Genomic DNA, 11,830 nt, shown 5'->3' on the forward strand with positions numbered 1-11,830 from the left:
GGGGCCGGGAATCCAACGCCTTTTGCAGCAACAGCTGTTGGGCTCATGCAGGAAGAGGCTCACGGCCGCCACGGAGCAGCCTGTACCAGACTCAACGCCAGCTACGTGCCCGAACCGATCGCATTCGCGCGATCGTGGGGGTGGTCGCTGCTTTCGCGTGCCGCCTGTCCTTCGCGCATAACGTCTCTCGTACACATTGAAGGGAGGCCGCCTGTTCCCCGGCCGAACAGCCGATGGGCGGCCAGCCCCAGTCATCATCACGAAGGAGATGCCCCTTCGATGGCTACGTTTCCGGTAGGCGAGCAGACTCACCCCGGCGTGCTTCCTCAGCGCCGGGCTCTGGAATCCGTGGGAGCAGACAACCCTGGGAGCAGGGACGAAACGGCTCACGGACATCCCGCGGTTCCACGGCGGGACACTGGTCGGGAACATGGGCGAGGGGAGACCGACGGGCACGGCACCCAGGCCCGTCGGCGGCACGCCGATCAGGCAGAGACCGGGAGCGGTGACGCTCCCACACCCCAGAACTACGAAGGCGGCTACGGAGCGGGCAGGGTCTTCGTCCTCGCCAAGGACGGGCAGCCGCTCATGCCCTGCCACCCTGCCCGCGCACGCGAACTCCTGCGCAAGGGGCGAGCCGTGGTGGCACGGCAGGTTCCCTTTGTCATCCGGCTGAAAGATCGGACGGTCTCCGAATCCGTAGTGGACGGTGTGCAGTTACGCATCGACCCGGGGTCCAAAGGCACAGGATTCGCGCTCACCGACGAAAAGCCGGAGGCGCGAGGTCCGAGCGAACCCATCGTCGTACGTAGGGGGTTGATGGCCGCCGAGCTGAAGCACCGCGGCGATCGCATCCGCCATTCCATGCAACAGCGCGCTGGCTACCGCCGCAGACGCCGCTCGGCCAATCTCCGCTACCGGGCCCCCAGAGCAGAGAACCGCACCCGCCCAGCGAACTGGTTGCCTCCCTCACTGCGGCATCGCGTGGACACCACCGCCTCCGTCACGGCCCGCTTCTGCCGCTACGCCCCCGTCATCGAAGTCCACGTCGAAACAACTGTGTTCGACACCCACGCCATGAACCTGGGCAGTCAGCTGTACGCCTGTGAGTACCAACAGGGTGTACGCACCGGTACGGACATCCGCAGCCATCTACGCGCAAGGTGGTCCCGCACGTGCGCATACTGCGGCGCGGCGAACATCCCTCTCAACATCGAGCACGTACAACCCCGAAGCCGTGGCGGCTCCGACCGGTCGGCCAATCTGGTTCTGGCCTGTGTCGGCTGCAATCAGGCGAAAGGCAGCGGCCCAGTGGCGAGATTCCTGGCGGGAAAACCCGACCGCTTGACCGAGATCGTCGCCCAGCTCAAGCCTTCGCTGCGCCACGCCGCAGCCATGAATTCCGTGCAGCCCAGCCTGTTGCGCGTACTGGACGGCCTCGCGCTGACTGTCCGGTCCTGGCCGAGCAGGTCGACCAGCGACAACCGCCGAGCGGTCGGTTTGGACAAGACCCACACCCTCGACGCCCTCGCCGTCGAACCTCTCGATCAGGTCAGGGGCGAAACCATCGTCCGTGTTCCGGACCGGGTACTCGTGCTCGAAGCGACCGGCCGAGGCTCCTACGCGCGTACGACACCGGACCGCTTCGGTTTCCCCCGGCTCCGCAGGGAGCGCAAGAAGCAGCACTTCGGGTACGTCACCGGTGACCTGGTACGAGCGGTGATCCCAAAGGGGAAATGGGCCGGCACCTGGACGGGCCGGATCTCGGTCCGGGCCCGTGGCCAGCACAGTCTCACCACGCCCGGCGGCCGCATCAACGTCTCGTACCTCCACCTGCGCATGCTGCAAAGGGCGGACGGCTATGCGTACAGCAGTCGTCAGGAAGCCGGTGTGTCAATTGCCCGGAAAATCGGTTGAGACCTGGCGTGCGGGTTCATAGGCTGCGTAGCACGACCGGAAGGAGGTGGTTCGGAGCATGTATGTACGCCGGACAGTTGAGGTGACTGCGGGCTAGCGGCCCGACGTCGCATTTCGAATTCGGCGCCGGACCAGCGCGCGATATGTGCGCGCAGCCGGCCCAATCCCAAGCAGTCGCCCGACCCGCGAGCCGCCGGTACGTCCGGCCGGCTTCCGACCGTCTCGTACGGGAGGAACCACGGCTCGCGGGTCGTCTGCGTTCTGTGGGCCACGTATGGCCTCAGCCCTTGCTCACCGCCAGCAGGATCTCCGGCAGGCGGTCGGCCGTGCGCGGGGCCGCCAGGCGCAGGCCCAGGACCGTCGCCCCCGCTCCGTACGCCGCTCCGATCGGGAGCAGGATCCACGTCCAGGAGGCCGAGTCCGTCGCGTGCAGGGTGATGGTGAGGGCCAGGACCGGGGTGCAGAGCAGGGCCGCCGCGACCATGCCGCCGAAGATGGAGATCCAGGCCAGCCCCGCCTGGCCCGGTGCGACGTTCTTGTAGCCCTCCTGCGGGATCGAGTACGGGAAGCGTGCCGAGGTCCACGCGCCGGTGGCGAGCATCGCGCCGAGCAGGGCGTAGGAAAGGCCGAGGACTTCGGGGAAGTCGGGCCAGGAGTCCAGCATCGCCGTCGTGATGACGGTGACGAGCGTGGCGTACGGGAGGGTGATCAGGAGCAGGGCGTACGCACGCGCGCGTAGTTCGACGTAGGCGTCCTTCGGTGACGCGATCGTCATCGCCACCATCCAGAACGCCGAGGTGTCCTGGCCGAACTGGTTGTACATCTGGATGCCGAGCATTCCGGAGGCGAAGCACGCGAAGTAGACGGTGCCGGTGCCCTGGAGGGCGTTGAAGACGGGGACGATCAGGCCGATCGCGAGGGATGTGACCCAGGCGGCCTTGGTCTTCGGGTCGCGCCATACGTAGCGCAGGCTGCGCTCCATGACGGTGCCGGTGCGGCCCTCGGGGAGGAGGCGGGGTCCCGTGCGGGTGCGGCGGCGGCCGGGGCTCGCCGCCTCGATCGTGGAGCCGTCCGGTGCGGTCATCAGGCGGGTCAGGGCGCGGCGCCAGAGGGTCAGGAGCAGCAGCAAGGCCGCCGCACAGAGCGCCAGTTGGGCCAGGGCCGGTCCGTACGACGCCCTGCTCGCCGCGTCGACCGCGGCGATCGCCGACGCCGGGGGGATCCAGCCGAGGACCTTCGCCACCGGGTCGAGCGCGTCGACCCCGCCCGCCGCGCCGAGCCGCTGCACCCCGAAGTTGACCAGCTGCACGCCGACGGCGATGACGAGCCCGCTCAGGACGGCGAGGTCGCGGCCCTTGCGGCTGGTGAGGAGCCGGATGTTGGCTGCGGCGACGGTTCTGGCGAGGGCGACGCAGGTGAGAACGGTGAGGGGGACCGCCAGTACCGCGACGGCCGTGGCAGCTGCCCCGTGTGCCACCGCGTACGCGGCGCCGAACGCGAGGCACAGCGTGAAGAGCGGGCCGATGCCGACCAGTGACGCCACGAGGAGGCCGCGGACGAGGGGGTCGGGGCGCAGCGGGAGCATCGCGAGGCGGGTGGGGTCGAGGGTTTCGTCGCCGCTGGGGAAGAAGAGCGGGAGGACGGCCCAGCCGAGGGCGAGGAGGGTGGTGAGGGGGATGCCGATGGTTGCGGCGTGCGCGGTGCCGTGGAGGAGGATCAGGCCGAGGAGCTGGAGGGCGGCGAGGAGCGTGGCCGCGAGGAGCGAGGCGATGTACGCGGCGCGGCGGCCGGGGGATTGGCGGAGGCCGTTGCGCAGCAGGGCGAGTTTGAGTTGGACCAGGGTTGCGGTCATGGCTGGGGCCGCTTGTTGCGCTGCGACGGTGTTGCGGACTCGGGGCTCTGCCCCGGACCCCGCTGCTCAATCGCCGCAGGGGCTTGATCTGGCTCAGCCGCCGCAGGGGCTTGAACGTTGCCCAGCCAGTCCAGCGATCCCTCGCTGGTGCGGCCACGTGCTCCCACCAGTTCCAGGAACGCCTCCTGGAGGGAGGGCGAATCGCCGCGGACCTCCGACAGTGGGCCCTGTGCGCGGATGCGGCCCGCCGCCATCACCGCGACCCAGTCGCAGAGGGATTCGACGAGTTCCATGACGTGGGACGAGAAGACGACCGTCGCGCCGGAGCGTGTGTAGCGCTCCAGGACGCCGCGGATCGTCTGGGCCGATACCGGGTCGACGCCCTCGAACGGTTCGTCCAGGAACAGGACTTCGGGGTTGTGGAGCAGCGCCGCGGCGAGGCCGATCTTCTTGCGCATGCCGGTCGAGTAGTCGACGACGAGTTTGTGGCGGGCCCCGGCGAGGTCCAGTACGTCGAGGAGCTGGTCCGCACGCTTGTCGACCTCCGCGCCGGGCAGCCCGCGCAAGCGGCCGGTGTACGCGAGGAGTTCGTGGCCGGAGAGGCGTTCGAAGAGGCGCAGGCCCTCCGGGAGGACGCCGATGCGTGCCTTGACCTCGGCGGGGTCGGCCCAGACGTCGTGGCCGGCGACGTACACGGTGCCCCGGTCGGGGCGGAGCAGGCCGGTGACCATGGAGAGGGTCGTGGTCTTGCCCGCGCCGTTCGGCCCGACGAGGCCGATGAACCGGCCCGCGGGCAGCGTGAGTTCGATGCCGGCCACCGCGGTCTGCGGCCCGAACGACTTCCATAGGTCGTGTACGCGTACGGCTGCGGTTTCCTCGGCCGAGGTCAACTGTGCCCGCCCTTCGTCGTCTTCGTCCGTCCGGGCACGATACGTCGGCCGTGGGCGGGCCATGGGGAGGCGCTACCCGCGTCGGCCCTCGCGCCCGCACGCGTACGCCAGCGGGGAGATGAGCTCCTCCGCGTCCGGGAGCCAGCGGTTCGCGGGGGTCGGCCGGCAGGCCCACTGGGCGGCGCCCCGGCTGCCGAAGCGGGTCGGGGGAGCGGCGACGTATTGGCCCTCGCCGAGCGCGAGCAGGTCGAGGGAGGCCGGGGGCCAGCCGAGCTTGCGTACGAGGTCGGGGACCTTGACGGTCGCGCCGGGGAGGACGAAGAACTGCATGCGGCGGTCGGGGGTGCAGGTCACGGGGCCGAGGGTGAGTTCCATCCGCTCCATGCGGGCGAGGGCGAGGAACCCGGCGGTCTCCGGCACGTCGATCGCGTCGAAGGTGCGGCCCGTGGGGAGGAGGATCGACGCGTTCGGCTGCTTCGACCACAGCCGGCGGGCCACGGTCGCGCTGCCGGTCGCCTGCGTCGCCCAGTCGGGGCGGGCGGGGTGCGCGCCGGGGGCGGGGCACTGGGGGGAGCCGCACGAGCAGCGCTGGACGCCGTCGCCGATCTCCAGCCAGGTGCCCGGGAACACGTCCCAGTGCCGCTCTTCCGCGTAGCGGACGGCGGTGTCCAGGAGCGAGTCGCCGCGCTGCTGCGGGATCTGCCCGGCGGCGGTGGCGGGTGGGCTGACGTCCGAGGTGCCTGCGATGGTCTCTTCCACGTCGTTCTCAACTCCCGCCGCCACGGAGGGTTACGGGCGCACGTACGGGCGGGCCGGGAGCATCGTTCCCGCATGTGGGGCGCATGGGTGCATGGGTGGGGGCGCGCGGGCGAGGAGGCCCCGGGTCGTGGGTAGTGCGGGAGAGGTAATGAGAACGGCGACGCGGCGGGCCGGCGTCACGCGGGCGTGTGTTTGACACCCGTTTGTGGTGCATCTTCCGTTTCCACTCAGGGCAGTGATGATCCAACGACCGGCTGTTGACCGGCAGTCGGACACCCGGACGGGCACTTCAGGGGGTACGTCATGGCCGCTCGGCCTCTCGTAGCGCGACAGCCCAATGAACGGCTGCAGGCGCTCATCCAGGAAGCGGGCTGTTCGAACGCGGGGCTCGCGCGCCGGGTCAACATGTGCGGTGCGGAGCACGGGCTGGACCTTCGCTACGACAAGACGTCCGTGGCGCGTTGGCTGCGTGGGCAGCAGCCGCGCGGCCGGGCGCCGGGCATCATCGCGGAGGCCCTTGGCCGCAAGCTCGGACGCACGGTGACCATCGACGAGATCGGGATGGCCAACGGGAAGAACCTCGCCTCCGGCGTCGGGCTCCAGTTCGCGCCCACCGTGCTCGGCGCCATTGAGCAGGTGTGCGAGCTGTGGCGAAGCGACGTGGGGCGCAGGGACTTTCTCTCCGGTTCGTCCGTGGCGTCATCGGCGCTCGTCGAGCCGAGCCGCGACTGGCTGATCTCCGTGCCGGACTCGCAGGTGGCGCGGGCGGCGGGGCCGCGGGTCGGCCCTTCGGACGTGGCGGCGGTGCGGGCGATGACGCAGGCGCTGACCGATCTGGACCATCAGTACGGGAGCGGGCACGTACGCCCGGTCGTCGTGCATTACCTGAACAGTGTGGTGAGCGGGCTGCTCGCGGGTTCGTACCGGGAGGCGGTGGGGCGTGAACTGTTCTCCGCCGTCGCGCGGTTGACGGAGCTCGCCGGGTACATGGCGATCGACACCGGCCAGCCGGGGCTCGCCCAGCGGTACTACATTCAGGCGCTGCGGCTCGCGCAGGCGGCCGGTGACCGTGGCTACGGCGGGTACGTACTGGCCGCGTCCATGAGTCACCTGGCGGCGCAGCTCGGCAATCCGCGCGAGATCTCCCAGCTCGCCCGCGCGGCTCAGGAGGGGGCGCGCGGGCGTGTGACGCCGCGCGCTGAGGCGATGTTCCACGCCGCCGAGGCGCGCGGCCACGCACTTCTCGGGGACGCGAGGTCGGCGCAGTCCTCCTCCTCGCGTGCGGTCGCCGCCATGGAACAGGCCGAAGGGCGGACCGACTCCGGGGACGACCCGGTGTGGATCGCGCACTTCGACCACGCGTATCTGGCGGACGAACTGGCGCACTGCCACCGTGACTTGGGGCAGTCGAGGGACGCGGCGCGGTGTGCGCAGGAGTCGTTGGACGGGCACCCGGAGTCGCGGGCCCGGCGCCGCGCGATCGGTCTCGTGCTGCTCGCCTCGGCGCAGGTGCAGCAGCGCGAGGTGGAACAGGCCTGTCATACGGGACTTCGGGCCGTCGAGCTGCTCGGCACGGTGCGTTCGAACCGGGGCGCGGAGTATCTGGACGACTTCAGGGAGCGCCTCGACCCGTTCGGGGAGGAGCCCGTGGTGCGGGAGTTCGGGGCGCGAATGGAGCTTCAGGCGGCGTGAGCGGCGTACTTGTCTGGCGTGAGCGGCGTGAGCTGTGTCATAACGGGCAAGCCGGTGGCCGGTTTTGTTAGTCGCGTCACTGGGGAGGCTTTCGGGATTTGAGGTGCGTAGCACGGGCGTACGAAGACCCGGTAGCGTGAGCCGACGATTCCGACCCCCTACGTAGGAGTCTTACGGTGACGGAGCAGAGCGGGCAGCGTGGGCAGGGCGAAAGCCCGCACCTTCCGCAGGCGCGGCAGACGCACGAAGGTGTCGTGCTGCCTGCCGACGGCGGTGAGCCCCTGTTGCCGGGCACGTACGGCGACCAGGCGGGTCCGGCGGGCGCGAGCCCGTGGGGTCAGCCGTGGGGGCCCGAGTCCCAGCAGGCGCACAACGCCGGGCCGATGCCGACCTACGACGGGTCCATGCCTACGTACGAGTGGGGCCAGCCGCAGGGCTCCGCGCCGATGCCGCCCGCGCCGCAGCAGGACCACGGTGCGCTGCCGCCGCAGTCCTACGGCGCCGCCCTGCCGCCGCAGCAGCCCGCGCAGGCGCTGCCGCAGCAGTACGCGGAGGCCGGTCCGCTGCCGCCCGCGGCTCCCGCGGGGCCCGCTCCCGGCGCCTACGACGGGGACGCCACGCAGTACATACCCCCGGCGGCGCAGCAGCAGGCCGCCCAGTACGCGTCCGGTTCCGGGCTGCCGCCGGAGGCTCCCGCCCCGGACGCCACGCAGTTCCTGGGCCGTGCGCAGCCGATGCCGAACGCGGCACCGCCCGGCTACGGGGGCTCCCCCGACAGCCAGGCCACGCAGTACATCCCGCCGGTTCCCGGCCAGCCGATGCCGGGCCAGGGCCAGCCGATGCCGGGCCAGGCGATGCCCGCTCAGGCGATGCCCGCTCAGGACCAGGGCTACGGCGTACGCCCCGGGGACCCCGGTGAGCGGCAGCCGCCGGCCGAGTTCGACGCCCTGTTCCGTACGGAGCCGGAGGGCGGCGCCGGCGCGACGCAGCAGATGCCGCGCTTCGACCCGCACGCGGCGCAGGCCGGGCCCGGTGGGCCGGGGGCGCCTGGCATGACGCCGCCCCCGCAGCAGTACGGGTACCAGCCCGAGCCGCCGCGCGGCGGCAAGGCCCGCACCGGTTCCAAGGTGCCGCTGATCGCCGCGGTCGGCGTCGCCATCCTCGTCGTGGGCGTCGGCGCGGGCGCCATGTTCAGCGGCGGGGACGACGACAAGAAGACGGACGCGACGAAGAACGTGTCGGGTTCGGCGCCCGCGTCCGAGGCGCCCTCGCCGGCCGTGGACCCGGCCAAGGAGCAGGCCGTCGAGCTCGACAAGCTGCTCGGCGACTCCAACAACAGCCGCTCCGCCGTGGTGCGTTCGGTCGCGAACATCGGCGGCTGCAAGGCACTGCCCCAGGCGTCGAAGGACCTGCGGAGCGCCGCGACGCAGCGCAATGACCTGGTGACGCGCCTCGGCACGCTGTCCGTGGACAAGCTGCCCGACCACGCCCGCCTCACCGCCGCCCTCACCAGCGCCTGGAAGGCCTCCGCGTCCGCGGACAGCCACTACGCGAAGTGGGGCGACCAGGTCGCCGCCAAGAAGAAGGCGCTGTGCAAGAAGGGCCACGCCAAGCCGACGTCCGAGCGCAGGGCGGGCGACGCGGCGAGCGGCACGGCGTCCACGCAGAAGCAGCAGGCCTCGAAACTGTGGAACCAGATCGCGGGCAAGTACGGGCTGACCCAGCGCTCCGCCGTCCAGCTCTGACGCCCTCGTGGGCAGGGGCGATCAGGAAAGCCCGGCGAGCGTGCCCGTCACGTCCACCGAGGACTTCCCGGTCGCCTTGAGCCGCCCGGAGACGACCTTCTGGAAGCTCACCCGCGCGTTGACCAGGCGCGGGTAGTCGCCGACCGCGGACATGTGGTCGTATCCCCAGCGCAGCGGCGGGGTGAGCCCGCCCGTCGTGACCTTGAGGTCGTCGTCGAGGGCGGTGCGCACGGCGCGCGAGGTCACCGCTTCGTCGCCGAGCGACTCGATGACCCGCCGCAGCACCTCGTACGCGATCCAGGTGGTCTGCACGCCCGCGTCCGCCGGGTCGATCCGGTTGTCGCCGAAGGCCTGCTCGTTGATCGCCCGCTTCATGGGGGCCCAGCGGGCGTCGCCCGACGCCGGGTACCAGCTGGTGACGTACGCCCCTTCGTAGGGGCTCTCGGGACCGCCGGTGCGGTCGACGACGGTCTGGTCGACGCTGCCGAGGACGGTGGCGGTGTGCACGGAGGGGTAGTCCTCGCGCAGCCGCCGGAACGAGTCGAAGAACGTGTTCGTACGCTCCCCGAGCACCGCCGCGACACAGCCCTCGCCCTGCGGCGCCCGGCTCGCGGTGTCGAGGGCGCGGCGGGCCTGGTCGGCGTAGTCGGTGGCGTCGTCGGCGGCGAGCACGTCGACGGCGGCGGGGCGGTCGCGCAGCGCGAGGCCGGAGTTGAGCAGGGGCGCGAGCTGGTCGCCCGCGATGGAGTCGGGGCGGATCAGGACGGTGCGGGCGCAGTCCTCGGAGAGCTGGCGCCCGTTGCCGGCGAGGAGGGCGGCCTGTCCGCCGTTGACCGGGTACGACAGCGGGCTGGTGAACTCCGCCTCGGTGGCGCCGTAGCCGCCGATGTAGGGGATGCCCGCGGACTCCAGCGGGGGCAGGAAGGCGTTCGAGTGCTGGCTGTACGAGCCGACGACCGCCACGACGTCGTGCTGGACGGCCGAGCGGGCGCAGCGGGCGGCGGCCACGCTGTCGTTGTGGTCGTTGCAGGTGAGGACCTTCAGCGTCCGGCCGCCGATGCCGCCGTGGGCGTTGACCCAGCGCGCGTAGGCCCGCGCCATGGCGGGCACCCCGGGCATGTTGGTCGCTCCGGTCTTCTCGGGGGCCCAGGTCATGACGGTCACCGGCGGCTTCCCCACGCCCTTGGCGTCGCCGCCGGGGACGAGCCCGCACCCGGCGACCATGGCAGCGCTCAGGAGCACGGCAGCGGTGCGTATGCGGCTTCGGGGGACGATGCGGTTACGGGTGCTGGAGCGCCTGCCGGTCATGTCCCCGCACGATTCCGCCGCGCCGCCAACGGCTCTGTGACCCGTGGTCAACGCGTGGTGACGATGAGGTGAATTGCGGGGGTCGTGCGGGGCTCGAGGGGCCGGGACGTACGATCGATGACCGTGCAAACCTCGGACAAGTCTTCCCGTCGCGGCCGTCGCTCAACGAAGATGGGCGGCATGCCACTCAACGACATGCCGTGGTGGCGCTGGCGCAGCAACGTGCGTTCCGCGCTGCACATGCTCTCCGACCCGACGTTCCAGCGGGACGTCTGGCAGGCAGGCGTGGACGGATACGGAGACGTGACCGACGCCGTGTACCGCCTCGTCGAGGACACCTGGCTGGACAACTGGTCCGCCGAGAAATACGTCGGGACGATCTTCCGGGACTCGCAGGAGGCGGCGCTCGTCGACGCCGCGGTGCTGCGGGTGCTGCGGATCATGCACCAGGTGGGCCCGGACGCCCCGGTCGCCGCGTATCTGAATCACGAGGGCTGGCCGGACGCGGTCCGTGCGGCCCGCGACGCCCATGTGAGGCTCGCCACGAGCGACGCCGAGGACCCGGAGGGGGCGCCGCAGACGCTTGAGGTGCTGCGGATCATGACGCGGGCGGCATAGCGCCGCCTGCCGGGCGTTTAGGCTTGGCGCATGAACGCGCAGTCCGTCGCCTCCGGCCCCGAGCAGTACGTCCTCACCCTCTCCTGCCCCGACAAGCAGGGCATCGTGCACGCCGTGTCGAGCTACCTCTTCATGACCGGCTGCAACATCGAGGACAGTCAGCAGTTCGGTGACCACGACACAGGACTGTTCTTCATGCGCGTCCACTTCAGTGCGGACGCCCACGTGACCGTGGAGAAGCTGCGCGCCAGCTTCGCCGCGATCGGCGACTCGTTCCAGATGGACTGGCAGATCCACCGGGCGAGCGATCGCATGAAGATCGTGCTCATGGTCAGCAAGTTCGGCCACTGCCTGAACGACCTGCTCTTCCGGGCGCGGATCGGCGCGCTGCCGGTCGACATCGCCGCGGTCGTCTCCAACCACACGGACTTCGCCGAGCTGGTCGCCTCGTACGACATCCCCTTCCACCACATCCCGGTGACGAAGGAGACGAAGGCGCAGGCCGAGCAGCAGGTGCTCGATCTGGTGCGGGCCGAGGGCGTCGAGGTGGTCGTGCTCGCGCGCTATATGCAGGTGCTCTCGGACGACCTGTGCAAGCAGCTCAGCGGGCGGATCATCAACATCCACCACTCGTTCCTGCCGAGCTTCAAGGGTGCGAAGCCGTATCACCAGGCGCATGCGCGTGGCGTGAAGTTGATCGGGGCGACCGCGCATTACGTGACCGCGGATCTCGATGAGGGGCCGATCATCGAGCAGGAGGTCGAGCGGGTGGGGCATGACGTCACGCCCGACCAGCTGGTCGCGATCGGCCGTGACGTCGAGTGTCAGGCGCTGGCGCGGGCCGTCAAGTGGCACGCGGAGCGGCGGATTCTGTTGAACGGCCACCGCACGGTCGTCTTCGCGTAGCCACTTCAAGCCCCGCTTTTCGGACGAGAGCCAGCGGGGTGCACTTTTAGCCCCTGCGGCGATTGAGCAGCGGGGTCCGGGGCGGAGCCCCGCGGCCGCAACCACGGTATGGCGCAACAATCAGTCCTCCGGAGGGAAGACGA

Annotated in this window: 9 protein-coding genes; 5 read left to right on the plus strand and 4 right to left on the minus strand. The window is 70.8% G+C overall.

Going from position 1 to position 11,830, the window contains the following annotated elements; all coding sequences use genetic code 11:
* Positions 1–279: 279 nt before the first annotated feature.
* Positions 280–1,917, plus strand: coding sequence for an RNA-guided endonuclease IscB (iscB, locus tag ACIRHA_RS41315; protein ID WP_403856703.1), 1,638 nt, complete (start codon positions 280–282; stop codon positions 1,915–1,917).
* A 280-nt stretch (positions 1,918–2,197) separates the two neighbouring features.
* On the opposite strand, the gene ACIRHA_RS41320 is transcribed toward iscB, so the two are convergent.
* Genes ACIRHA_RS41320 through ACIRHA_RS41330 form a run of 3 tightly spaced genes read right to left on the minus strand, consistent with a single transcriptional unit; the run spans position 2,198 to position 5,418 of the window.
* The gene (locus ACIRHA_RS41320) at positions 2,198–3,769 is read right to left on the minus strand and encodes a transporter (protein WP_403856705.1); all 1,572 of its coding nucleotides are present in this window, start codon (positions 3,767–3,769) and stop codon (positions 2,198–2,200) included.
* On the minus strand, positions 3,766–4,722 hold the full coding sequence (locus ACIRHA_RS41325; RefSeq protein WP_403856707.1) for an ABC transporter ATP-binding protein: 957 nt from the start codon (positions 4,720–4,722) through the stop codon (positions 3,766–3,768). Before ACIRHA_RS41325 ends, ACIRHA_RS41320 begins: the two co-directional genes overlap by 4 nt.
* 9 nt (positions 4,723–4,731) lie before the next feature.
* Complete coding sequence (locus ACIRHA_RS41330) at positions 4,732–5,418, minus strand: bifunctional DNA primase/polymerase (protein WP_403856709.1); 687 nt, start codon at positions 5,416–5,418, stop codon at positions 4,732–4,734.
* A gap of 303 nt (positions 5,419–5,721) precedes the next feature.
* On the opposite strand from ACIRHA_RS41330, the gene ACIRHA_RS41335 reads away from it, so the two are divergent.
* On the plus strand, positions 5,722–7,110 hold the full coding sequence (locus ACIRHA_RS41335) for a transcriptional regulator (RefSeq protein WP_403856711.1): 1,389 nt from the start codon (positions 5,722–5,724) through the stop codon (positions 7,108–7,110).
* Positions 7,111–7,286: 176 nt separating this feature from the next.
* Positions 7,287–8,855: a hypothetical protein gene (locus ACIRHA_RS41340; protein WP_403856713.1), complete on the plus strand. Its 1,569-nt coding sequence runs from the start codon at positions 7,287–7,289 to the stop codon at positions 8,853–8,855.
* Between the two features lie 21 nt (positions 8,856–8,876).
* On the opposite strand, the gene ACIRHA_RS41345 is transcribed toward ACIRHA_RS41340, so the two are convergent.
* The gene (locus ACIRHA_RS41345; protein WP_403856715.1) at positions 8,877–10,163 is read right to left on the minus strand and encodes an ABC transporter substrate-binding protein; all 1,287 of its coding nucleotides are present in this window, start codon (positions 10,161–10,163) and stop codon (positions 8,877–8,879) included.
* A 117-nt stretch (positions 10,164–10,280) separates the two neighbouring features.
* On the opposite strand from ACIRHA_RS41345, the gene ACIRHA_RS41350 reads away from it, so the two are divergent.
* Together ACIRHA_RS41350 and purU are read left to right on the plus strand one after the other, a co-directional pair.
* A complete protein-coding gene (locus tag ACIRHA_RS41350; protein WP_403856717.1) occupies positions 10,281–10,781 on the plus strand; it encodes a hypothetical protein in 501 nt (166 codons plus the stop codon).
* Between the two features lie 30 nt (positions 10,782–10,811).
* Entirely contained in the window at positions 10,812–11,687 is an 876-nt protein-coding gene (purU, locus tag ACIRHA_RS41355) for a formyltetrahydrofolate deformylase (RefSeq protein WP_403856719.1), read from the plus strand.
* Positions 11,688–11,830 lie beyond the last annotated feature (143 nt).

Source organism: Streptomyces sp. NPDC102360 (assembly GCF_044766085.1).
Lineage (GTDB): Bacteria > Actinomycetota > Actinomycetes > Streptomycetales > Streptomycetaceae > Streptomyces.